This window comes from Shimia aestuarii (assembly GCF_022814865.1).
Lineage (GTDB): Bacteria > Pseudomonadota > Alphaproteobacteria > Rhodobacterales > Rhodobacteraceae > Shimia > Shimia aestuarii_A.
Genome location: NZ_JAKVRD010000020.1, coordinates 23,668 through 45,952 on the forward strand (window position 1 = coordinate 23,668; position 22,285 = coordinate 45,952).

A 22,285-nucleotide genomic window follows, 5' to 3' on the forward strand; every position below is an offset into this window, starting at 1 on the left:
TGATCAATTCTCGAGGGTTTCAGCATCGACGCGGTAGGAGGTGACGACAAAGCCAAGGGGATTGGCCCAGACATCCTGCAGACGCTGGCGGGTTTCCGGGCGGAACTCGTAAGCCAGCGTGGCGACGTAAGGTCGGGTTACAGTGCGGGTGTCGCGCTCGCGCCGAAGCGTGCGGGTGAAACGGACCTGTGCAACGCCCGGCTCGATCTGGTTTACCGAACGAATGACCACGTCGATCTTGGCTTCACGACCGTAGACTGTGATCGGGTAATCCTCGTTGGTGGAAGACCAGAGATCGCGTAGAGTGCGCGCTGCGTCACTGTCAGAGCGATCAAGCACCGAGTTGATACGCTGTTCGCCATCAGTGAGGTCATAGGTTTCCCTGTCATCGACGTAAGCGACCAGATTGGCCTGGATGATGGCGTCGCTTTCATCGAGGGTGAGGGCGGCGACCTGCGAGACGCGGTCCATCTCGCCGGTTTCCTTGTCGACCACCACGACGAAGGTCTCGACCGACTTCAGCGGGAAGAGGGAGACCGCTCCCAGAAATCCTGCCAGCCCGACGATCACGCCTGCTGCAGCGATGAAATACGCAAACCGTTCTCGTCGTCGTGGTCCAAAGATGAAATCCGCCTCGAAGGCGTCGCGTGCTTTGCTCATGGATCAGGTGGCCTCGTTGGAATTGCGGAAAGACTTGGCGCGCGCCAGCATCGAACCGGGGGTTTGCCGGATGACCTGGCCGGTTTTGACGAGGCCGTCGCTGGTAGCGTGGCGCAACTCATGGGGCGTTTTACCCGTGGCCATGCGGGCGGCCCCACCGGTTCCATATTCACCAGCGTTCACGACGCCTTGCCGTGCCAGACCGGTAAGGCCGATGGCATTCGAGGCGATGCCGACCACACCGGTCAGGTTTGAGGCGATGTAGGGCACCGAGGCCATAATGCCCGCGCTCAGAATCAGGATGACGAGGAAGGGCAGGATCAGGCTGATCGTGGCGACATTGTCAGGGTCGGCAGAAGAGGCCCCGATGCTTTCGGCAATCGCGACGATGATCCCAGCCGCGCCCGCCGCCGCCACGGGCATGAGCGCGTAACCGATGGTGGCGCGGGACCAGGCTTCGAAAAGTGACTGGGTGGGTTTAAACAGAGACGCCAGGATCATGAACGGCGCGATGACGATCATCAGCGTGAAGACGATCTTGGCGAAGGCAATGATCCCGGCGGTGACGGCGGCGAAGATGGCAGAAAGCACGAAGAAGATTGCGCCAAGCACTGCACCGAAGACCCAGCCCGCATTGTCTCCGATCGCGTCGCCATAGGCGGTGATGCGGTTCACCATGGAATCGAGGCTTTCGTAAACACCCGCCTCGTCACCGGAGGCCGTGAGCGACAGAATGCGCGCGCCAATTGCGTCCGGTACATCGGTGACGATGCCATAGATGACGGAAAAATTGTCCCAACTCTGGGCGAACATCCCGACCAGGGCCAGTTTGATGCCGAAGGCGAAAGCGCTTCCGAATGTCATCGGTCGAAGTTGCATGACCACATTGATGCCGAGCAGGATCAGTAGCACACCGGATCCCACGGATATCACATCACCAACTTGACCCGCAGCTTGGATAAACCCTGCTTCGGCGACGGTATCGATGGCAGTGTCGACCTCACCCAATATGTCGCGAATGATTCCCATTACTCGGTGCAGGCCTCTTTCAGCGTGGTTTCAGCTGCATCGGCTTGCCTGCGGAGCGCGATGACATCGAAAGGGAGTTTCGGGTTGTCAGACGTTTGAAACCGGTCGATCGCGAGAACCGCATCTTCCCAATCAACCAAGTCAAATTGGCAGCCACAGAATTGCGCCTTAATTGCGTGTTCGACGGCGATGATCCGCAAGATCTCCCGGTACCCGTTCCGGATATAGGCGAAGGAATGCAGGTCGCGGGGCAGGCGTGGCGCGTCACACGCCTGAGCTGACTCTTGGGGCTGTGCCATGGAATCAAACCCATCTGAGGTTTGCGCGGCGAGAGGCGTCGTGAAGGCCAAAAGGCATCCAATGGCGGCTGCCGCGCTTAGACTGATGTGGACGTTCCACCCGCTAACGGCGCACCGTTTCATTCGGGGACCTCCATGGAGCGGAATTTGCGCTCGGCGGCGAGGGTGGCGGCATCAACAACGCCGAGCTGGCCCGCGCTCACGCCCTGTGCCGCTTCCAGACGCCATATCTGGGTCATGATGATCCCGAGCTCCGCCGTGACACGGGTGTTGAGATCAACGGCGGCCCGAAGCCCGTCCTGATCGTCAATGAGACCGACCATGGTTTCGATACGTTCCAGGCTGGCGCCGGCTTCTTCATGGCTTTCCTGGGCGGCAACCGACAGCATGGCGCTGGCCCCAGCGGATGTGGCGAGGCGCGTGTCTGCGGGCTCGGATGATGATGACAGGGTGGCGAGGCTTTCCGACGTCAGGCCTGAGCCGCGCAGAACCGATTCAACCTGTCCTGAGAGATCGGCACCATCGACAAAGCCGGACAGGAAATCGCCTTCCGCCAGCGATTGCAGCGTGGTCAAGGGGGCGACAAGCTTGCCCTTGAGGCGCTCGAATTCCTCGATGGTGGCAAACAGTTCTCCGACTCCGGAGCCCTCGATCAGAGATCGGAGCTGGGCCTCGAGATTCAGAAGCTGGGAGAGTTGGGTTTCCAGCTCCTGGCGCATGGTGGCGAGTTGTTCGAGCTGGACATTCAGGTCCTCGGCCATGTGTTCGATCTGCAGGACCAGTTGGCGAAGCTGCTGGCCGTCGAAGGTCGGCACGCCTTGGGCGAGGGCCGGGATGACGAAAGCAGGGGATGTGGAGAGCGCAACCGCTGCGCTCGCACCAAGTAGAAAGCGTTTCATTCAGATACCTCCATGGCCATGAATTTGCGCTCCTCCAACCGGTCCACCATCAGATGCTGGGCATGCGCTGCCTCGCGGGTCTGGTTCGCGGCCATCAGGCGCGTCCGGAGTGAGAGGATGCGGGCGATCTCCGCCCGCGCGTAGGTGTTGAGTTCCATCGCCGCTTTGACGTTGGGCTGCGCATCGATCTGGCGAATGATGGCAGCGAGGCGGTTGACGACCTGTTCGGTCGTCGCGTGCGCATCTGCCGCGTAGTAAAGGCTCGCATCCGAGATGTTGGAATACTCGGCCAGCGCCATGTCGGCCGGCGTGAGGGTGCCAAGCGCGTCGGTCCCACCAATCACGGCAAGGTACTCATTGTAGAATTTCGAGATGTTGCGGACGTAGCCCTGGGTTTCCTTGAAGGGTGGCACGCCACCATATTCGATGACGCGTCCCGGGCCAGCATTGTAGGCGGCCAACGCATTCGGAATTGTGCCAAAGCGGTTGAGCTGGGTTGTGATATAGCGCGCACCACCGCGCAGATTGTCCATGACGTCATAGCGATCGACGCCCATATCGGCGGCGGTGCCGGGCATGAGCTGGGTAAGCCCATAGGCGCCGACCGGGCTTTCGGCGGCCACACTGAACCGACTCTCCTGCTTGATCAGTGCCTGGAAAAGGCAGCGCCATTGGGTGGGTGACAGCCCCGCCCGGGCCACACCCGGCGCGCTGACGAATTCACCTGCGACGCGCACGATCATCATCTCGATCGTCTCACGCCCCTCTCCGAAAAGGCGGGCGTCCATCGGGTGATTGCTGAACGCAGGATAGATGCTTGAGGCCGGAAAGCTGCCGCCGGTTTCAAGACTGGCCACATCAAACCCGGAACCCGTCATGGTGGCTGTCATCTCTTCAAGCAAGCGCAACTGCTCGGCCTGAACCTCGGCCAGTTGGTCCTGGGTGGATGCCGTTTCGCGTTGGATCGACATGTCCTCGCCAAGACTGCCCAGGATCGTCACAAGTCGGCCAATCCCGGAATTGTCTTGGGTCGGAACGCCCTGTGCGAAACCAATCGAGGGAGTGCAGCTCAGTCCCACGCATATGAGGAGTGCGCGATGCATCAGATGCCGTTCACCGGCTCAAATATACAGTCCTTGGGTTGGTCCGGTGACGTCGTCGAAAGGGAAAGTGCGAGCGGCGGCGTCGCATTGCGGGAAACAACCGGCTCGCCAGTCTTCCCGAAACACGGTGAGGTTTTCTCGGTGTAGCGCTCGCAAGCTGCCACGCTGAGAAGGCCCATCATTAACAAAGTTACTCGCATTTTGATCTCCAGAAATCAGAGGTATTGCGCCAATCGGACCCGACATGTGCCTCACCGGTGCGCCCGCCGCCGAGGATTGGGAGCAGATCCCCAAGAGCCGACAGATCGGTATCGACAAAGAGGCTGTCGCCCGCCGATCTGACCAGCGCGATCCGTTGGCCAGCGGTCGGTTGAGTGAGCAGGGCGGCCTCCTTTTCCGAGACACGCAGGAAGTCGTAATCGGCCGGTGTGGCGCGATCGTTGGGGAAGAGGATCTGGGTCGGGACGGTTTCGACAATGGTTTTTCCGACCCGGGCGTCACGCAGTTGGCTGGGGTATTGCGTCATCATGATCACAACGCAGTTCATCTTCCTGAGCGTCACCAGCCAATTTTCCAGCCGTGCCCCGAAATAGGCGTCATCCAGCAGCTTCCATGCTTCATCGAGGACAATGATGGTGGGGCGGCGGTCTTCGACGACCCGTTCGATCTGGCGGAAGATATATGAGAGCACCGCCATGCGTTCGGTGGCCATGTCGAGAATCTCGGTCATGTCGAACCCGACAATGTCACCATCCAGCGCCAGAGCGGGTTCATCCTCGTTTCCAGTATTACCGTCGGCAAAGACCCAGCCATAACGCCCACCCGGACCCCATTCACCCACGCGGGATTGCAACTCGCCACCATCGTCGAGGGACCGAAAGAGCGTCTCGAAGCTCACGAAAGATTGCAGAGAAGCCCCGGCCTCCGCGTTCTGGCGCACCGCGCTCTGGATGTGGCGGGATTGTTCCCCCGAAAGGGGGCCGTGCGCGGAAAGAAGCGTGCCGAGCCAGTCAGAGAGCCAGGCCTGTCCACGTTCGTCGGTCTCGGTTTTTAAGGGATTCAAGCCCGTCGGCACGCCAGCCCGGACCTCGTGGTATTTTCCACCAAGAGCTCGCACCGCCATTTCCAGCCCATGATCCTTGTCAAAGAAGAAGAGCCGGGTGCCGAGGCGTTGAGATTGTGCTGCCAGAAAAGCGGTGGTCAGGGTTTTACCGGAGCCAGTGCGGCCCAGAACCAGCGTATGGCCGACTGTCGGTTCTTTCGTGATTTTACCTGCCTCGTGGAAATTGAACCTGTAGCCAGAGATGCCAACGCTGGGCAGCACGGTAACGGGCTCGCCCCAGGGGCTGTCTTTGCCATCACGTCCTTCAACCGAGCCATGCAGGGCGGCAAAATCCGCGAAGTTGACCGAAGAGATCGGTGTGCGCCGTGCCCGGTAGCCGAAGTTGCCCGGGTGCTGTGCAAAATAGGTGGCTTTGAGCGCCATGTTCTCGCGCACGATCACGGCCATGATCTCCTGGCCTGCGCGTTTGATCTGGGCGGCTGCGCGCTCGAGCATGTCGCGGCTCTCAGCATAGACCGCGACCGACAGGTGATGATTGCCGAACGCTATGCGCCCGGCTTCCTGGTCATCGGCGGCGATGGCGAGCTGTTCCCGTAATGAGACGGCGGCGTCGTCGGAGGCATGCATCTGGCGGATGATCCGCTGGATGCGTTCGGCCATGATATTGGTCGGGATCGGCGTAAAAGAATTCGTCAGCACGATGTCGAGTGGAAGGTCCAGACCGTCGAGCAGGGTGACATCGGTGAGCGCCGGATAAGACTTGATGCTAAACAACGCGCCATAGCGGGTCTCGCCCGTAACGCCATCGGTTACCTGAACTGTATCGCCCTGAAACGTTGTGCGGACATTCGAAAGGGAATGCGAAAGGGGCAAGGCGGCTTGCCCGAAGGCGATGGGGGCAAAGCTGCCGGAGTTGAGCGTGTTCAGAAATCCGAGCCATTCTCCGCCCTGCGACGTCATACGCACCGGTTTTGCCGCCGAGAGCGCGACCTCGAAAAACCCGACAACCTCGTTGAGCTCCTGCTTCCGCGCCGCGCGATCCTTGATCCAACCATTGCGGGCGAGGCCACGCAGGAGGGGCAGGCGCGAGGTCAGCTCGGGGCGGCGCAGGATGGTGAGGTAGAGTTGTTTCTTCTTGGGTTGAAGACCTGTGACATGGTGTTGCCAGCGCCGATCGATCTCGGCCGCAAAGCTGTCGCCGTCTATGGGTTGCAATGCCAGATCCTGCGGAACGGAAATCCGGTGCACGTAGAAGCCGAAGAGATCGCCGGTTTGGGCGACTATAGCGGCAACGGCCCGGCGCAAGGCATCGAGTTCCGCATCGGGTGTGGTCATGGGATTGAGACCATCGAGGCGCAGGGTCGCCATCAGATCACCGTCGCGTGTGATCAGCACGTCATCTGCAACGCGCGAGAAACACGGCAAGTGTTCCGCCAGGAAGCTCTCCCGCGAAAAACTCTCGCCGTCAGCCGCCTGCAGGGCAGGGGAGACAGAGGTCGATCCATCAGGCGCCAAAGCTGTCACCCCCATGCAATGCGCGGTTTTTCGTCGAGCGCACCGTTCCATAGGAAACCCGCAGAACCTCGAAGAAATGGGGCTCCTTATCGGCCACGAACCAGAGGACTGGGTAGCCGATGATCCCGATCAGGAAGAACACCAGCGACTTGGTCCAGATGAAGGGCAGAACGACCCCCATGGCCAGCACCATGAGGTAGCCGACGGGGAGGCCGAGATATTTCGGCGGGCGTGCGAGGCCTAGGAAAAGGGGGGATCGTTCTACCACTGCTCTATCCGCGCCTTAGGTAAAGCCGTCGACGATGGTGCCGGCCGAGAAGATCAACACGATGCCGATGATCACCGACGCGAACCACCCCCAGTTCAGACGTCCCATCATGCACATGAAGCCAGTGCCGATGACAGCGAGCGTCGCAACAGCGATGCCGATCGGCCCTGTTAGTGCTGCCTCGACTGTTTCCAGCATGGTCTGGATTGGAGAGAGGTCTTGCGCGAAGGCAGGGTTCGACAGAAACGCCAGGGTTGTGGCGGCAGACAATAGATGTCGGAGACGAGGCTTTTTCATTTGGAATTCCTTTAAAGAGATCAGTTCAAGTCGATAACGACCGAGGTCCGCGTTTTTCCTCGAGTGGAAACGCGGATGACGGGCTGCTCTGCGGGTTGCCCGGAAAGACGTGCGCGGATGCGATGAATGCGTGCAATGTAATTCCGCGTCTCTTTGAACGGCGGGATGCCGCCATGTTCTCGGACACGGTGTGGACCGGCATTATAGGCGGCTAGCGCCAGGTCGATGTCACGGAATTCCGAAAGCTGAGCGAGCAGATAGCGGGCAGCCCCTTCGAGGTTCTGACCAGAATCACTTCTGTCGATCCCTAGGCTTCGCGCCGTCGCAGGCATCAACTGACCAAGCCCATAGGCACCTTTTGGGCTGACGGCTGTCGGGTTGTAGGCGCTCTCAGCCTCGACAAGGGCTTGGAACAGGATATGCCATTCAGCTGGTGACAGGCCAACGGAATGCAGGCTGCGGTTTTGCGTATGCCGTTCGGAGGTCGCACGGATGGCAGTGAGGATCGAGTGGCGACCTTTAAGAACGGAGCCGTCTACACGCGCGACAGCAGGCTCTGCGGTCTCTCGTCCGTGATAATTCCAGCCGGAAGTTCTGACGCTGCCGTCAGATCCGATCACCATCAGGTCCGCCATCGCCGTCCTCGGCGTTGCGGATATCGAGATCAATGCTGACAGGGTGGCCATCGCCAAAATTGACGTGGTGATTGACGAGCCCCGGCCAAAGCGCGAACTCGCGCACCTTGGGCCCGTGCTTCTGCACCTTTGCCGCGACCAGGATGAGTTCCTCATCCCCGACCGTGTAGATGCAATGGTAAAGCGGCTTGCCGTCACCTGTGCCTCTCACGAGTTCGTACCGACATGTGAACTCAACGCCTCTGGCGATCAGATCCTTCACTCCATCGAGCGTGATCAGGCTTAGATGTCTTGCTATCGGCATGGTCTCTCCCTTCGAGAGACCTTCATACATCATGCAAATGACACGAAAACCGCAGATAGAGTCAATATATATAAAACGTAGAAAATAGAAAAAAGATAGATTCCCGCTGAATACCTGCTAAGTAAATGATAGATTGCACAAATTATTGGAGAACCTTATGCACCGGTTACTGATGGGCTTGATCATTGTGCTTGGTTTTGGAGCGTTTGGCACAAAACCTGCGCGTGCTTACGACATGGATTGTGCAATCATGCTGTGTATGGCCGGTGGGTTTCCATCGAGCGCGGTGTGCGCCGCCGCCTATGCGGAAATGATTCGACGCATAACCCCCTGGCCGGTGAGGCCACCCTTCGGGATCTGCACCTTCGCTGCCGTGCCAGTAGAGCTTGGAGGACCGGGCGGGGAAGGGGAGTTGGACATATCCATCCCGGAATACGCATGGCTGAGAAAAACGCGGGTTCTCTGGTTTTACGGAAGGTCCTATGAGCCACGAGACGATCCTCGCCAGTGGGATTGGTATGTACGCTCCTGCGATCATGAGAACCGGAACTGTCGATATCATGTCCGCGTCTACGGATCACATTCGCCTTGGCCCGCGAACTTTGTCAGCGAAAATGGCCAGTCAATATCGTTTCCCGGCGGTGGAGGTCGCTTCAACTTCTTCCACCGAGCTGTGATGGTCGAATTCGGCGACTACGAAGGCAACATGGATCACTCGGAGTGGTATCGATATTAGGTCTCTTTTGCCGGTCTTGTAGTCCTGTCAAGCTGGCGGATTTCGATTTGGTCCTCGTCCACAGCTTCGGGATCGACAAACCACATCTTGCTTGTCTTGCCGGTATTCCACTGGAATTCGCGCCAGACCAGTTTTGACCCGGACGAAGTTTGCAAGAAGCCTTCGGCTATAGGTTGTGCAGCGAGGCGAGGAGGGGGCATTGGGGAAAACTCCCGTGAATGAATTAATGAACTATCTGAAGGTTGGATCGAACGCTATTGACAGGATCAGCGTCGCGGGGCGACCAGCGCTGATGGGTCGACAGAGAGAGCTGCAGCAATCTTTTCCAACATGTCCAAAGATGCCGCGTATTTGGCGTTTTCGAGCTTGCCCATGTAGCCTCGATTCACACCCGCGCGCAGGGCGAGTTCTTCTTGGCTCAGCCCACGCGCGCGGCGTAAATCCTGGATGTTGAGGGCAACTCGGTCGCGTAGCTTCATGCCCAGAAAACGGACATGAAGAGCAGTATTTAACCACGCGATATACTATACATTCTGGAGCGAAGGCAACTTTGATAAGAAATGCAAATTGGTGTTTGAATCGCTCTGTCAGTCCAATGTCTCCAAAAAAGCGGGTCGGCACAACATTTCGGCTGGCCGACCCAGTCAGGGAGGATTCACAGTTTCTCGGTGAGTTCCGGTACAGCCTGGAACAGGTCGGCGACCAAACCGAAATCGGCAACCTGGAAGATCGGAGCCTCTTCGTCTTTGTTGATCGCAACGATGACCTTCGAGTCCTTCATGCCAGCCAAGTGCTGGATGGCACCCGAGATGCCCACGGCGATATACAGTTCCGGGGCAACAACCTTGCCGGTCTGACCAACTTGCAGGTCGTTCGGGGCATAGCCCGAGTCAACAGCTGCGCGCGACGCACCAACGGCGGCGCCCAGCTTGTCGGCCAGTTTCTCGATCAGGGCGAAGTCCTCTTCCGAGCCAACGCCACGGCCACCCGACACAACAACGCCAGCCGAGGTCAGCTCGGGGCGGTCGCTTTCGGCAACCTTGTCTTCAACCCAGCTCGACAGGCCGGGATCGGCGGCTGCCGACACGGTTTCGACCGAGGCAGAGCCACCTTCGCCAGCGGCGTCGAAGGTCGAGGTGCGGAAGGTGATGACCTTTTTCGCATCCGACGAACGCACAACCTGGTTGGCGTTGCCGGCGTAGATCGGGCGTTCGAAGGTGTTGCCGTCAACCACTGCGGTCGCGTCCGAGATCACCATCACGTCCAGCAGGGCTGCGACGCGCGGCATCACGTTTTTCGCGTCGGTGGTGGCCGGAGCGACGATGTGCTCGAAGCCATCGGCCAGCGACACGATCAGCGCTGCGGTCGATTCCGCCAGACGGTGGCCCAAGGACGCGTCTTCGGCGACCAGAACTTTGGCGACGCCGTCGATTTTCGCGGCGGCTTCGCCAGCGGCTGCGGCGGAACCGCCTGCGGCCAGAACGGTCACGTCACCCAGCGCCTTGGCGGCGGTGACAGCCTTGGCGGTGGCGTCCAGCGCCAGTTCGCCGTTGGTAACTTCTGCGAGAAGAAGAACAGCCATTACACAGCCCCCGCTTCTTTGAGTTTCTCTACCAGCTCGTCGACCGACCCCACCACGATGCCGGCGGCGCGGGCTTCGGGCTCTTTGGTTTCGACGATTTCAAGACGCGGAGCGACGTCGACGCCGTAGTCGGCGGCGGTTTTCTCGTCCAGCGGCTTTTTCTTGGCCTTCATGATGTTCGGCAGCGAGGCATAGCGCGGCTCGTTCAGGCGCAGGTCAACGGTGATGATGGCGGGCATCTTCACGTTGATGGTTTGCAGGCCGCCGTCGACTTCGCGGGTCACCTTGGCGTTGTCGCCTTCGATTTCCAGTTCCGACGCAAAGGTGCCTTGCGACCAGCCCAAGAGCGCCGACAGCATCTGACCGGTGGCGTTCATGTCGTTGTCGATGGCCTGCTTGCCGGCCAGAACGATGCCGGGCTGCTCTTCTTCGACGACTTTCGCCAGGATCTTGGCGACGGCCAGAGGCTCGATGTCGGTGTGCACATCGTCCGCCGCAACCACCAGGATCGCGCGGTCGGCGCCCATCGCAAGAGCGGTGCGCAGGGTTTCCTGCGCCTGCTTGACGCCGATCGAAACGGCGACGACTTCGTCCGCCTGACCTGCTTCTTTCAGACGGATGGCCTGTTCGACCGCAATCTCGTCAAACGGGTTCATCGACATTTTCACGTTGGCGAGATCAACTCCGCTGCCATCCGCTTTCACGCGGACTTTCACGTTATAGTCAATCACGCGCTTGACAGGTACGAGCACCTTCATGGGCGTTGGACTCCTCTTCCATTTTCATTTTCTATCCAGTTCGACGAATACGTTCTTTGCGTTGGTCCGGCTTCCCAATGAGGCGTCGATGGCTTGGCCCTTGGTGTAGAGCGAAATCTGGATGCAGGTTTCCATTGTCATTGTCCAAATTGTTGAGGATGAGGTCGCGCTTAACCAAATTCTATCCTGTAGAGGCTGCAATGAAATCGATGACATCGATCTTGAGGCCGATGGTGTTGGGGTTGTAGGCCGTTGAGCTCTCAGTGTGTTCTCAAGTCTTGGTCATAAGAGCGGCACCAGCACTGCTGGTGCCGCGAGTTGATCGCCCGTGGGGAGGTGGGTGGGCGATCTCTGTTAGATAACATGTTTCAAACCAACTAATTGTAGTTCCAAACGCTGACAAATCTGTCTTTTCATCTTTCGTTCAAATGCCCTCTAAAGCTATGGCTATGCCCTGACCCACACCGATGCACATAGCCGACAATGCTCTTTCCCCGGCCTTAAGATCCAAGCTGGCAGTTCCTGTTATTCGCGCTCCTGACATGCCGAGCGGGTGGCCCAAAGCGATTGCGCCACCGTGTGGGTTGATGCGGGGGTCGTTATCTGTAATTCCGAGCGCGCGCAGCGCTGCCAAACTTTGAGAGGCAAATGCTTCGTTTAATTCGATTCTCGCGAAGTCGGTTTGGTTCAAACCCAAGCTATCCATGAGTTTGATCGACGCTGGCGCCGGGCCATAACCCATTATGCGTGGTGGCACGCCCGCGGTCGCTCCGCCGAGCACCTTCGCAATGGGCCTGAGGCCGTGCTTCTTTGCGGCTTCTTTGCTGGCGAGGATCAGTGCAGCTGCACCGTCGTTGACTCCAGAAGCATTGCCCGCTGTTACAGTTCCTCCCGCCTTTGCAATGGCACCCAACTTCTGTAGTCCTTCAAATGTGGTTGAAGCTCTCGGGTGCTCATCGGTATTAACGACAATCGGATCGCCTTTGCGTTGAGGAATAGTTACTGGTACAATTTCTTTGGCGAGGCGACCATTGGCTTGCGCTTTTGCTGCCTTCTGCTGCGAGTAAAGCGCAAACTTGTCTTGATCCGCGCGATTGACGTTGAAGTCTTCCGCCACGTTCTCGGCGGTTTCGGGCATACTGTCGACGCCGTATTGGTCTTTCATAAGCTTGTTGACGAAACGCCACCCGATGGTTGTGTCATGCACCTCGTTTGCCCTTGTAAAGGCGGCAGGTGCCTTTGGAATCACGAACGGCGCGCGAGACATGCTTTCGACGCCGCCAGCAATTATCATTTCGGCTTCGCCAGATTTGATTGCTCGCGCCGCAGTGATCACCGCATCCATACCTGATCCGCATAGACGATTCATCGTTGTTCCAGGAACGGTTTCCGGGTAGCCCGCCAACAAAAGCGACATGCGCGCCACGTTGCGATTGTCTTCGCCCGCCTGATTGGCGCAACCGTAGATCACCTCGTCGATGGCCTCTAAATCAAGGTAAGAGTTACGATTGGCCAGCGCCTTAAGCGGAATTGCGCCCAAGTCATCTGCGCGTACAGACGAAAGAGTACCACCATACCGGCCAATTGGTGTGCGGATGTAATCGCAAATGAAAGCATCAGTCATTTGTGGACTTCCTGATCTGCCTTGAACTAGCTGAAAGCACCTGCGGTGTGGTTCATCGAAATTCTTCGGCTTCTTTTTTTTGCAGGGTTGCACAAGTGCCCCCGCAAGGACCAAGCCTTGCGGGGGAAAGCAACAGTGAATTCAATTCGCTGTGTATCCGCCATCGACGACAATTTCTGCGCCGTGAACGAAGGATGAGTCATCAGACGCTAGGAACAGCACGGCGTTAGAAACCTCTTCCGGCTTGCTTGGACGTTTCAGTAGGGTTGCACCAAGAATAGCTTCACGCGTTGCTTCGTCGCTGTGCAGCAGATCCTTGGTCATCGGGGTGTCGATAACGCCGGGGTGGATAGAGTTCACACGAATCCCACTGTCTGCCAGATCGACGGCACAGGATTTGGTCAGTAACCGAACCGCGCCTTTTGAGCCAATGTAAGCTCCTGCGGATGCGGCGCCGACAATTCCATAAATTGATGAAATGTTGATAATCGAAGCGTTTCCAGATTTTTTCATCAACGGCACAGCGGCGCGAATGCCCAGATATACACCGCGAACATTAACGTCGAAGGTCATGTCAAACTCTTCAGGTGTAGTCTCGTGAAGAGGCTTCAGAATGAGAATGCCTGCGTTGTTCACTAGAATATCCAAACGACCTGTTTTGGATTGTACCGCGGAAATGACTTTGGCCCACTCGGCTTCCTGTGTTACGTCATGTTGGATGAATTCGGCTTGGCCACCGGACGCTACAATATTCTTAACTACGGTTTCACCCGCTTCCGCATCACGGTCAGTTACAAAGACCTGAGCGCCTTCGCGAGCTAGCAATTCGCTGTGGGCTTTGCCCATGCCCATCGCACCACCTGTTACCAGGGCAATTTTACCTGAAATACGTCCCATTCTCTTTCTCCCTTTTTTGATTGCTAATCAGCGATTGCCGGGGCATCGAAGAAGCCCCGGCAATTTACTTATGCTTCGGCGGTTTCTCGGTCGCGGATCAGAGACGGATAGCCTTCCTCCTTTACCGCACCGATGGCCGCGCGATAGTTCCCGATCCCAGCCATGTAGAACATGACCGCGTTCTTTTTGCCGGGGATGTTCGCGCCGAAGATCCAGCTTTCTGCCTTAGGGAAGAGGGTCATATCAGCGATTTCTCGACACGTGCCAACCCAGGCATCCCGTGCTTCCACGGTTGGCTCGACACTCTTGACGCCCGATTCTTCCATCGTGCTGATCGTCTCAGAGATCCACTCGACTTGGGTTTCAATACTTGGGGGTAGGTTTGTGAATGGGCCATTTGGGCCAAGGATCATAAAGAAGTTCGGGAAGTCGACTTCCATCATTCCAAGATAACCCAGGGGGCCTTCCTTCCATGTGTCGCGCATGGTCACACCGCCGCGGCCTCGGAGATCCATTTTCACGTAGTTGCCGTCAACAGCGTCAAAACCGGTGGCGAAGATTACGACGTCAAGTTCATGCTCCTCTCCGCTCTCCAAGCGAATACCGTTCGGGGTGAACTCTGTAATCGGATCGGACTTTACATCTGCGAGTGTCACATTGTCCCGGTTGTAGACGTCGAAATAGTCATTTCCGCAGAGCGGGCGTTTGGCATAGAGGTCATTTGGGATTAGCATTTCAGCAATCTGAGGATCTTTTACGATCTTGCGGATCTTGCCTTTGATGAAGTCGGCTGCTGCGTCATTGGCAACCTGACTCGTTGCAATGTCGCAGAAGGTCCCGAACATGAAGTAAAAGCCGCCACCGCGCTGCCATGCAGCTTCAAACACGCGCTCACGCTCTTCCTGAGTCGCCGTTTCCGCTGGGATAGTGCTTTCTTCGAAGCCAAATGCCACGGCTGAGTTCTTTACTTGATCCCAGATTTGGTCGTAGTTTGCCTTTTGCTCGGAAATAGTTGCTTCGTCCTGGGGCGTGTTGCCGATAGGGACTACATATTGAGCAGACCGTTGGAAAACCGTCAGGTGTTTCGCAACAGGGGCCGTCGCAGTGATGACCTGAACGCCAGTCGAACCAGTGCCGATGATGCCGACACGTTTGTTCGACAAATCGACATCTTCCGGCCAGGCGCCTGTGTGCAAAATGCGCCCCTTGAAATCATCAACACCTTTGAAGGCTGGAACGTTTGTTGCGGACAGCAGACCGAGGCCGGTCACCAGATATTTTGCGGTGACAGTCTCGCCGGAGTCTGTCGTGATGCTCCACAGCCCCGTTTCTTCATTGTATTGCGCACCGTCAACCTTCGTGTTGAACTTATAGCTGCGTCGCAGATCCAGATGGTCTGCCACTTCATTCATGTAGTCCAAAATTTCGGGTTGCGTCAGGTAGCGGGTTTTCCAGCGACCACGTTTCAGAAGTTCTTTGTCAAAGGAGTATCGGTAGACATAGCTTTCCGTGTCTGAAAGTGCGCCTGGATAGCGGTTGTGCCACCATGTGCCACCAACATCGCTGGCGCTGTCAAAACCTCGTACGTTCATTCCTTGTTCGTTGCGAAGCTTGTGGACGGCATAAAGCCCGCCGAAACCTGCACCAATTACAACCGCATCGTAGTCGGCGCCTGTTGTTTTGGTAATCTCTGTCTGTACGTTCATTTCACTCCTCCCAGAGCATGACCTCTCGATCTCGCGCTATGCGAGTGACAAGTCGGTTGATGATTGTTTTTGGAAACTGGCCCGCGCTGCATATCAGGCGGGCCAAAAATGGTCAGAGGCCCTTGTACCAGGCCGCGATCCGACCAAGTTCCTCTGTCGCTTCTGGTGCGCGTCCCGACAGGGCGGGGAAAACGTGCTGCATACCGTCAACAACAGAGAGCGTCGCATTAACACCCTGTTCTTTTGCCTTTTTGTAAAGGCGCTCAGAGTCGCTGAGCAAAGTTTCTGCGCCGCCAGCATTGATATAGAGTGGTGGGTAGCCCGAGAAATCATTCTCCAACGGGTTGGCGAGTGGGTTCAACGGGTTTGTCTCTTCTCCCAGGAACATGCCCGCCATTGCTTCAAGGATTGGCTTTCCAACCAGGGCGTCGGTTTCGGCGTTAGTTTCCAGTGATGGGCCACGCATCGCCATGTCGAGCCAAGGCGAGTACGCGATAACACCCCCAGGCAGCGGCAGGCCAAGTTCACGCATCTTGAGTACGCTTGCGACGGCAAGATTGCCACCCGCACTGTCACCTGCCGTCAGAATCTTTGCTGGTTCATAGCCTTGCTCCAAAAGTGCCTTGTACGCTGCGACTGCGTCTTCAAGCTGAGCCGGGAACGGATGTTCAGGCGCTCGGCGATAATGCAAGATCACGGAAATTACGCCCAGTTCCTTGGCAAGGTGACCTGCCATTTTTCTGTGGCTGTCCGCAGATCCTACGGCAAAGCCGCCACCATGCGTATAAACGATCACGCGAGATTTATCAGCGCCTTCAGGTAGCGCCCAAATAGCTTCGACCCCTCCCACATGGTCGCTTTTGTAGCTTACATTTTCGGGCTCAAGCGCGGGCTGACCCCATTCGTCGAACATGCTGCGCAGATTTGCGATCGTCAGGTCTGGGTTCTCGACCATCTGGTCTGTCCAGTTCTGATAAAGCGCTCGGAGCGTGTCTGCTTCTTTGCTGACTTGCATTGTCTTCCTCCCAGTTTACTCATGCGGCTCAGACGCCGCCTGTTGTCTTTCAAGTCCAACCTGGCTGCACGAACAGCTGAGATTGCCTCGAGTTTCTGAGTAAACGGGCAGGAGTCTTATGTATTGAACAGTCGTGCTTTGGGTATTGTCATTTCTTGCTCAGTCGATGCAAAGGCAGGCAAACACAGTGTGATAACGGGCTAAATTGCCTGCCTTCAGTTTTGATGAGAAGTGTTTATGAGTTAGGCGGAAGCGAAAACCAGATCTAGGTTGCGTGGCGTTTTCCAACTGAACGTGGTCTTTTCTGCGCACGCATCATAAAGCGCCCTTACTCGAGCCTCGCCGACGTTCTGAGCGTAGTGCATCAAACCACCTCGCCAGCGAGGGAAACCGTAGCCGTGGATCATCACCAGATCGATGTCCCGTGGTTGCTCTGCAATGCCTTCCTCAAGGATGTCGCAAGCTTCTGTCAGCATTGTTAGCACAAGCCGGTCAACAATCTCCTCAGAGCGAAATGTCTGAAGTGGAATGGTCAGGTCTTCTGAAATTTGGGAAATTTCCGCTGCGACTGTGCTTGAAGCTGAAGACCGACCTTCTGCGTCATAGTCATACCACCCTGCGCCAGATTTGCGTCCTAGGCGATTATGTTCCTCAACCATCTGTTCAACCAGTGGAACGTGATCCTCGTCTAGTCCTTTGTTGGCGGACCTCCTCTGAATATTCGCATAGGCAATGTCCAAGCCTGACATGTCCTGCGCTGAAAATGGACCCATTGCCATGCCAAAGTCACGCATTGCGGTATCAATTTGTTCGACCGAGGCGCCTTCTACTAGAAGGCGAATGGCGGCTTGCCGGTAGCTCGATAAGATCCGGTTCCCGATAAAGCCGTCGCATACGCCGGATAGAACGGGGACTTTATTAAGTCGGCTAGCCAGGTCAAATGCAATGCCTAAGGTGTTGTCCGAGGTTTGATTGCCCCGGACAATTTCCAAAAGCTTCATAATGTGAGCGGGGCTAAAGAAATGTAGACCGACGAAACGATCAGGATTCTTGAGGCCTTCCGCTAGTCGATTGACATCAAGGTAAGATGTATTGGTCGCAAGCACGGCATCATGTGGCAACACGGCTTCCAGTTCGTTCAGAATTGCGCATTTTACATCGAAGTTTTCGAATGCGGCCTCAATAGCTAGAGTGGCCTGAGGAAGATTTGCATAGCCAACTGCTGTGGCCAGACGAGAGACAATGGCCTGTGCGGCCTCATCCTGCAACACCCCTCGCTTGACGCCTTGGTTTACGAGCTCATGAAGGTTGTTGGAAGCCCATTCAGCCGATGCAGTATCGCGTTCTACGACCGTCACAGAAATCCCTGCGGATGCTAGTGTATAGGCAATGGCGGCCCCCATATTGCCGCCACCAACTACAACCGCGGTTTCAATTTTCTTTGAAGAACATGGGAAAATGCGTGCCTTGTTTGCCGCCGCACGCTCGGAAAAGAAGACGTGGCGAAGGGAGCGAGCTTGATCCGATTTGCGCAGGGTCAGAAAAGCAGATCGTTCGTTTTGCAACGCTTCGGCGAATTGCATTGAGGCACTGGCTTTTATCAGGTCCGCTGCGATCTGTGGAGCATCCTGGCCCGCCATCCGTCGCTTGGCACGCGTGTGCGCGGCGGCCAATGCCGCGTCATCCGGCAAAGGTGCTGGCAGATGGTCTGGAGCCCTTGCCTTCGCTAGATCAGCAGCGTCAAGCGCTAGAGCTGCCTCCAATGGATCTTCGGCCAATTGTTGGATCATCCCCAAGTTTATGGCCCGAGTGGCGGAAACTGCCTGTCCGCTGACAATCATATCAAGTGCGGATTCTATGCCGATAAGCCGAGGCAATCGCTGTGTCCCGCCAGCTCCGGGCACCATTCCCAGGATGACTTCGGGCAGACCCAATCTGGCTGCCGGAGCAGCGATACGGAAGCGGCACGCTAGGGCTATTTCCAATCCTCCGCCAAGTGCTACGCCGTTGATCGCCGCGATGGTTGGGATCGAAAGTTGTGCCAGCTTTAACAGCACATCGTTCAGCTGAGGATCATGCGGAGGCTTTCCGAATTCATTTGCGTCCGCACCCGCAACGAAAGTTGTCCCCGCACCGGTGATAATCAGGCGACTAGCGCCAGAATCGTGTGCTCGGCTAATTCCGCGTTCGATACCGGCTCGAACCTCCGCATTGATCAGGTTAAGGGGCGGGTTGTTGATAGTTAGGATGGCGGAACCATTCACGATGCTAAATTCGACAGGCATCTGCAATCTCATTCTACAGGAGCGCGGTTACGCGAAATGAATTTGGTCATGAGGTAACCATCAAAGGTCTCTGTTCCCCCTTCGCTTCCATAACCGCTGTCTCTGACGCCGCCGAACGGGGTCTCCGGTAAAGCGAGGCCGAATTGGTTGATGCTGACCATTCCCGCATGCAGATTTTGGGCGGCTTGGTCCGCTCGTTCCAAGGAATTGGTGAACACGTAGGATGCGAGACCGAATGGCAATCCATTCGCGCGCGATAGGCCATCTTCGATGCTTTTGAATGGAGATACCGCCGCAATAGGACCGAATGGCTCCTCTCGCATCAAAGCAATGCTGTCGTCGGGCGTGTCAACAATGGTTGGCGCAAAGAAGTTTCCAACATTGCCGATGCGACTGCCTCCGGTCAGGATATGCGCGCCATTCTGTCGCGCATCCTCAACAAGCTGCTCCATCGCGTTAACGCGGCCGGGGTGACACAGCGGCCCCATATCAATGCGGTCGTGCAACCCATCACCTACCTTTACGCGTTCAAAGGCCGAAACCAGTTCCGCCATGAAGTGGTCGTAGATCCCTTGCTGAACAAAAAAGCGGGTTGGTGCGATGCAAACTTGGCCAGCGTTGCGCAATTTGTTGGTCGCAAGGGCTCGTGCCGCTGCTTCAGCGTCGGCATCGTCAAATACCAAGACTGGGGCGTGGCCACCAAGTTCCATTGTCGCGCGCTTCATGTGGCGTCCGGCCAGTTCGGCTAGGTGCTTGCCCACTCCCACCGATCCAGTGAATGTGATTTTGCGCACTTCGGGGCGTTCAATAAGCGTCTCCGAGATGAAACCCGAATTACCCCAAACCAAATTAAGGCAACCTTCTGGCAGGCCCGCTTCTTGGAGGAATCGTGCTATTGCCATACAGCCCGCCGGCGCCTCCGCCGGCGCTTTGAGGATCATGGTGCAGCCTGAAGCTAGCGCCGCCGCCACTTTTCGAACTGCCTGGCTCAGCGGGAAATTCCAGGGAGTAATGGCAAGGCACACGCCAATGGGTTCGCGAACGACAAGCTGTTGAACCTGTGGGCTACGCGAGGGCACGATTCGACCATAGATGCGTCTGCACTCTTCAGCGTGCCAATCCACGTGATCGGCGGAGGAATGTACCTCGGCTAAGGCTTCGGCCAGGGGTTTTCCTTCATCAAGCGTGATCCAGCCAGATATCAGCGTGTCATTGGCCCTCAGAAGGTCTGCGAACTTCCGTAGAATTCCGCTTCGATCCATGGGCGACGTGTTTCTCCAGAGTTGAAAAGCTGATTCGGCGGAACGAACGGCGCGATCCAAATCCGCAGCGCTTGCCTGGGGTATCTGTCCAATTTTTTCACCATTCGCTGGATTCAGGACAACGCGGTCTTCCTGTGTTTGAGCGCCGCTCCACTCTCGTCCTATCAGGTGTTGTATTACGGGATATTTCAAAGAATTCACTGTGTTGAGCCCTTTCTGTCTCTGGATTTTTTTGTGCGTTCAAACACGGAGGCGAAGTGCTGGGTTTGTATATATTCCGCATAGCGGAAAACTTTACCGCACTATTGACTAGGACGATAACGAACGTTTAGATGCGTTTCAAGAAGCATCGTTAGAGGTAGGAGGGGTGCATTGAGGCCAAGAAAGAACCGCACTGATGACACGGAAGGACCAGATCGAGATTTCGTGACAGCGCTGGCGCGTGGCCTTGAAGTACTGCGGGCATTCCGACGCGAAGGCGAGGCTCTCGGGAATGGTGATTTGGCCAAACGGACAGGTCTTAGCAAATCGACGATCTCAAGGCTGGTCTACACGTTGAATAAACTCGAGTACCTTAGCTACGACCCGGATACTGCTCGCTATCGCTTGGCACCGCCTGTGCTGTCGCTGGGTTATTCTTGCCTCGCCGGGATGCCAGTACGGCAGTTGGCGAGACCTTATATGCAAGAACTGGCGGACTACACCGGCATGCCCGTGGCTATGGCCAGTCGTGACAGGCATTCGATGGTTTACCTGGAACGCTGCAAAGGAACCAATGCTGTGACGCTGGCAATAGAAGTCGGTGCCCATATCAAACTGGCGACATCGGCTGTGGGCCGCGCATACATCGCGTCGCAAGAGCCGGAAGAGCAAGCAAAAATCCTCTCCGTCTTGAAGGAACATGAAGGCGACAACTGGTCGAAAGTACTGCCCGGCATTGAAACCGCCATCGAAAGCTACGAGAGGCTCGGATACTGCACTTCGTTCACGGAGTGGAAGAACAACGTGAATGCAGTAGCCGTGCCCTATATTCCCAAAGATGGCTCACCCGTCATTGCGTTCAACTGCGGTGGCCCTTCTCAAACATTGACGCGCGACTGGATTGAAAACGACGTCGCCCCCCGTCTTGTCGAACTTGTCCGTCGCCTTTCGACGGTCGCCCCTTAACTACGCTGAGAGCACCATGGCCCTAGATACAGACACCCTTTCGCAATTTCTCGACGCGCTCGATCGCTTCGTCAAAGAACGGCTGATACCCAAAGAAGAGCAAATAGCCGTTGAGGATATGATTCCATCTGAGTTGGTGGACGAAATTCGCATGATGGGCTTGTTCGGCATGTCGATCCCCGAGGAATTTGGCGGTCTTGGCCTTTCAATGGCGGAGGAAGTGAAGGCGGCTTTTGTATTGGGCCAAACTTCTCCGGCATTTCGGTCTCTTGTTGGTACCAATAACGGAATTGGTTCACAGGGGATAATTATTGATGGAACCGATGCGCAGAAGGACCGATATCTGCCTTCGCTTGCCTCCGGCGAGATGATTGCCTCCTTTGCGTTGACCGAACCCGATGCAGGATCGGATGCGGGTAGTGTGCGTACTACTGCTCGCCGTGACGGAAGCGATTTCATCCTAAACGGTACAAAACGCTACATTACCAACGCTCCTCGCGCAGACCTTTTCACGGTTTTTGCTCGCACCAACCCTGACGAAAAGGGAGCTGCTGGCGTTAGCGCTTTCCTCATCGAAGCGGGGACTCCCGGGTTAACGCTAGGTCCGCCTGACCGCAAAATGGGGCAGAAAGGTTCTCACACCTGTGACGTTATTCTGGACAACGTTCGGGTTCCAGCAGCCAGCATTATCGGCGGCCCGGAGCGGCTGAACAAGGGCTTCAAAACGGCAATGAAAGTTCTAGACCGGGGGCGACTGCATATTTCCGCCGTTTGTGTGGGTGCCGCTGAGCGTCTGATCAAGGAGAGCCTGAATTTCGCAACAGAGCGTAAGCAATTCGGTGCTCCAATTGCAGATAAGCAACTGATCCAAGCGATGCTAGCTGATAGCAGGGCCGAGTCCTTCGCTGCGCGCTGCATGATCGAAGAAACCGCGCGCCGCAAGGACGCCGGCCAGAACGTATCAACCGACGCAGCCTGCTGCAAAATGTATGCAAGCGAAATGGTGGGCCGAGTGGCGGATCGCGCGGTGCAGATTCACGGTGGAGCGGGCTATATGGCCGAATACTCTGTCGAACGCTTTTATCGTGATGTGCGTCTCTTCCGTATTTACGAGGGCACAACTCAAATTCAACAAGTACTGATCGCGCGAAACATGATCCGCGACGCTGCGGCTTAAAAGA

General features: G+C 56.6%; 22 protein-coding genes. 3 read left to right on the top strand and 19 right to left on the bottom strand.

The window, feature by feature from the left end; genetic code table 11:
* Positions 1-3: 3 nt before the first annotated feature.
* The 10 genes from MK745_RS16095 to MK745_RS16140 form a co-directional block, all read right to left on the bottom strand.
* Entirely contained in the window at positions 4-660 is a 657-nt protein-coding gene (locus tag MK745_RS16095; protein ID WP_243614255.1) for a virB8 family protein, read from the bottom strand.
* Between the two features lie 3 nt (positions 661-663).
* Positions 664-1,689, bottom strand: a complete 1,026-nt coding sequence (locus MK745_RS16100) for a type IV secretion system protein (RefSeq protein ID WP_243614256.1) — start codon at positions 1,687-1,689, stop codon at positions 664-666.
* Entirely contained in the window at positions 1,689-1,988 is a 300-nt protein-coding gene (locus MK745_RS16105) for a hypothetical protein (protein ID WP_243614257.1), read from the bottom strand. The genes MK745_RS16100 and MK745_RS16105 overlap by 1 nt, the downstream gene beginning before the upstream one ends.
* Before the next feature lie 119 nt (positions 1,989-2,107).
* Positions 2,108-2,887, bottom strand: coding sequence for a type IV secretion system protein (locus MK745_RS16110; protein WP_243614258.1), 780 nt, complete (start codon positions 2,885-2,887; stop codon positions 2,108-2,110).
* Positions 2,884-3,990, bottom strand: a complete 1,107-nt coding sequence (locus tag MK745_RS16115) for a lytic transglycosylase domain-containing protein (RefSeq protein WP_243614259.1) — start codon at positions 3,988-3,990, stop codon at positions 2,884-2,886. The genes MK745_RS16110 and MK745_RS16115 overlap by 4 nt, the downstream gene beginning before the upstream one ends.
* 190 nt (positions 3,991-4,180) lie before the next feature.
* Positions 4,181-6,583, bottom strand: a complete 2,403-nt coding sequence (locus MK745_RS16120; protein WP_243614260.1) for a type IV secretion system protein B4 — start codon at positions 6,581-6,583, stop codon at positions 4,181-4,183.
* Positions 6,558-6,836: a type IV secretion system protein VirB3 gene (locus MK745_RS16125; protein WP_243614261.1), complete on the bottom strand. Its 279-nt coding sequence runs from the start codon at positions 6,834-6,836 to the stop codon at positions 6,558-6,560. The genes MK745_RS16120 and MK745_RS16125 overlap by 26 nt, the downstream gene beginning before the upstream one ends.
* Positions 6,837-6,851: 15 nt before the next feature.
* On the bottom strand, positions 6,852-7,133 hold the full coding sequence (locus tag MK745_RS16130) for a TrbC/VirB2 family protein (protein WP_243614262.1): 282 nt from the start codon (positions 7,131-7,133) through the stop codon (positions 6,852-6,854).
* A gap of 20 nt (positions 7,134-7,153) precedes the next feature.
* Positions 7,154-7,768, bottom strand: a complete 615-nt coding sequence (locus MK745_RS16135; RefSeq protein WP_243614263.1) for a lytic transglycosylase domain-containing protein — start codon at positions 7,766-7,768, stop codon at positions 7,154-7,156.
* Entirely contained in the window at positions 7,740-8,072 is a 333-nt protein-coding gene (locus tag MK745_RS16140) for a hypothetical protein (protein ID WP_243614264.1), read from the bottom strand. The genes MK745_RS16135 and MK745_RS16140 overlap by 29 nt, the downstream gene beginning before the upstream one ends.
* Positions 8,073-8,229: 157 nt before the next feature.
* On the opposite strand from MK745_RS16140, the gene MK745_RS16145 reads away from it, so the two are divergent.
* Entirely contained in the window at positions 8,230-8,808 is a 579-nt protein-coding gene (locus MK745_RS16145; RefSeq protein WP_243614265.1) for a hypothetical protein, read from the top strand.
* A gap of 266 nt (positions 8,809-9,074) precedes the next feature.
* Here the strand turns inward: MK745_RS16145 and MK745_RS16150 are convergent, their stop codons facing one another.
* The 9 genes from MK745_RS16150 to MK745_RS16190 form a co-directional block, all read right to left on the bottom strand.
* Complete coding sequence (locus MK745_RS16150) at positions 9,075-9,287, bottom strand: helix-turn-helix domain-containing protein (protein WP_243614266.1); 213 nt, start codon at positions 9,285-9,287, stop codon at positions 9,075-9,077.
* Between the two features lie 176 nt (positions 9,288-9,463).
* A complete protein-coding gene (locus tag MK745_RS16155) occupies positions 9,464-10,390 on the bottom strand; it encodes an electron transfer flavoprotein subunit alpha/FixB family protein (RefSeq protein ID WP_243614267.1) in 927 nt (308 codons plus the stop codon).
* Positions 10,390-11,148, bottom strand: coding sequence for an electron transfer flavoprotein subunit beta/FixA family protein (locus tag MK745_RS16160; protein ID WP_243614268.1), 759 nt, complete (start codon positions 11,146-11,148; stop codon positions 10,390-10,392). The genes MK745_RS16155 and MK745_RS16160 overlap by 1 nt, the downstream gene beginning before the upstream one ends.
* 424 nt (positions 11,149-11,572) lie before the next feature.
* A complete protein-coding gene (gene pcaF, locus MK745_RS16165; protein WP_243614269.1) occupies positions 11,573-12,772 on the bottom strand; it encodes a 3-oxoadipyl-CoA thiolase in 1,200 nt (399 codons plus the stop codon).
* A gap of 141 nt (positions 12,773-12,913) precedes the next feature.
* Positions 12,914-13,669: an SDR family NAD(P)-dependent oxidoreductase gene (locus MK745_RS16170; protein WP_243614270.1), complete on the bottom strand. Its 756-nt coding sequence runs from the start codon at positions 13,667-13,669 to the stop codon at positions 12,914-12,916.
* 68 nt (positions 13,670-13,737) lie between these two features.
* Complete coding sequence (locus tag MK745_RS16175) at positions 13,738-15,375, bottom strand: flavin-containing monooxygenase (protein WP_243614271.1); 1,638 nt, start codon at positions 15,373-15,375, stop codon at positions 13,738-13,740.
* Between the two features lie 112 nt (positions 15,376-15,487).
* Positions 15,488-16,390 carry an alpha/beta hydrolase gene (locus MK745_RS16180; RefSeq protein ID WP_243614272.1) on the bottom strand — a complete coding sequence of 301 codons (903 nt, stop codon included), beginning with the start codon at positions 16,388-16,390 and terminating at the stop codon, positions 15,488-15,490.
* Between the two features lie 242 nt (positions 16,391-16,632).
* Positions 16,633-18,675, bottom strand: coding sequence for an FAD-dependent oxidoreductase (locus MK745_RS16185; protein ID WP_243614273.1), 2,043 nt, complete (start codon positions 18,673-18,675; stop codon positions 16,633-16,635).
* Between the two features lie 8 nt (positions 18,676-18,683).
* Positions 18,684-20,129 (bottom strand): NAD-dependent succinate-semialdehyde dehydrogenase, encoded by a 1,446-nt coding sequence (locus MK745_RS16190; RefSeq protein WP_243614274.1) that lies wholly within the window; start codon positions 20,127-20,129, stop codon positions 18,684-18,686.
* A 234-nt stretch (positions 20,130-20,363) separates the two neighbouring features.
* On the opposite strand from MK745_RS16190, the gene MK745_RS16195 reads away from it, so the two are divergent.
* Both MK745_RS16195 and MK745_RS16200 read left to right on the top strand, forming a co-directional pair.
* Positions 20,364-21,104: an IclR family transcriptional regulator gene (locus tag MK745_RS16195; RefSeq protein ID WP_243614275.1), complete on the top strand. Its 741-nt coding sequence runs from the start codon at positions 20,364-20,366 to the stop codon at positions 21,102-21,104.
* A gap of 16 nt (positions 21,105-21,120) precedes the next feature.
* A complete protein-coding gene (locus MK745_RS16200; protein WP_243614276.1) occupies positions 21,121-22,281 on the top strand; it encodes an acyl-CoA dehydrogenase family protein in 1,161 nt (386 codons plus the stop codon).
* Positions 22,282-22,285: the final 4 nt, after the last annotated feature.

What these genes read in the sequence shown, in the direction of transcription:
- MK745_RS16095 (WP_243614255.1), bottom strand. Translation starts at nt 660, where the DNA reads ATGAGCAAAGCACGCGACGCCTTCGAGGCGGATTTCATCTTTGGACCA.
- MK745_RS16100 (WP_243614256.1), bottom strand. Translation starts at nt 1,689, where the DNA reads ATGGGAATCATTCGCGACATATTGGGTGAGGTCGACACTGCCATCGAT.
- MK745_RS16105 (WP_243614257.1), bottom strand. Translation starts at nt 1,988, where the DNA reads ATGGCACAGCCCCAAGAGTCAGCTCAGGCGTGTGACGCGCCACGCCTG.
- MK745_RS16110 (WP_243614258.1), bottom strand. Translation starts at nt 2,887, where the DNA reads ATGAAACGCTTTCTACTTGGTGCGAGCGCAGCGGTTGCGCTCTCCACA.
- MK745_RS16115 (WP_243614259.1), bottom strand. Translation starts at nt 3,990, where the DNA reads ATGCATCGCGCACTCCTCATATGCGTGGGACTGAGCTGCACTCCCTCG.
- MK745_RS16120 (WP_243614260.1), bottom strand. Translation starts at nt 6,583, where the DNA reads ATGGGGGTGACAGCTTTGGCGCCTGATGGATCGACCTCTGTCTCCCCT.
- MK745_RS16130 (WP_243614262.1), bottom strand. Translation starts at nt 7,133, where the DNA reads ATGAAAAAGCCTCGTCTCCGACATCTATTGTCTGCCGCCACAACCCTG.
- MK745_RS16135 (WP_243614263.1), bottom strand. Translation starts at nt 7,768, where the DNA reads ATGGCGGACCTGATGGTGATCGGATCTGACGGCAGCGTCAGAACTTCC.
- MK745_RS16140 (WP_243614264.1), bottom strand. Translation starts at nt 8,072, where the DNA reads ATGCCGATAGCAAGACATCTAAGCCTGATCACGCTCGATGGAGTGAAG.
- MK745_RS16145 (WP_243614265.1), top strand. Translation starts at nt 8,230, where the DNA reads ATGCACCGGTTACTGATGGGCTTGATCATTGTGCTTGGTTTTGGAGCG.
- MK745_RS16150 (WP_243614266.1), bottom strand. Translation starts at nt 9,287, where the DNA reads ATGAAGCTACGCGACCGAGTTGCCCTCAACATCCAGGATTTACGCCGC.
- MK745_RS16155 (WP_243614267.1), bottom strand. Translation starts at nt 10,390, where the DNA reads ATGGCTGTTCTTCTTCTCGCAGAAGTTACCAACGGCGAACTGGCGCTG.
- MK745_RS16160 (WP_243614268.1), bottom strand. Translation starts at nt 11,148, where the DNA reads ATGAAGGTGCTCGTACCTGTCAAGCGCGTGATTGACTATAACGTGAAA.
- pcaF (WP_243614269.1), bottom strand. Translation starts at nt 12,772, where the DNA reads ATGACTGATGCTTTCATTTGCGATTACATCCGCACACCAATTGGCCGG.
- MK745_RS16170 (WP_243614270.1), bottom strand. Translation starts at nt 13,669, where the DNA reads ATGGGACGTATTTCAGGTAAAATTGCCCTGGTAACAGGTGGTGCGATG.
- MK745_RS16175 (WP_243614271.1), bottom strand. Translation starts at nt 15,375, where the DNA reads ATGAACGTACAGACAGAGATTACCAAAACAACAGGCGCCGACTACGAT.
- MK745_RS16180 (WP_243614272.1), bottom strand. Translation starts at nt 16,390, where the DNA reads ATGCAAGTCAGCAAAGAAGCAGACACGCTCCGAGCGCTTTATCAGAAC.
- MK745_RS16185 (WP_243614273.1), bottom strand. Translation starts at nt 18,675, where the DNA reads ATGCCTGTCGAATTTAGCATCGTGAATGGTTCCGCCATCCTAACTATC.
- MK745_RS16200 (WP_243614276.1), top strand. Translation starts at nt 21,121, where the DNA reads ATGGCCCTAGATACAGACACCCTTTCGCAATTTCTCGACGCGCTCGAT.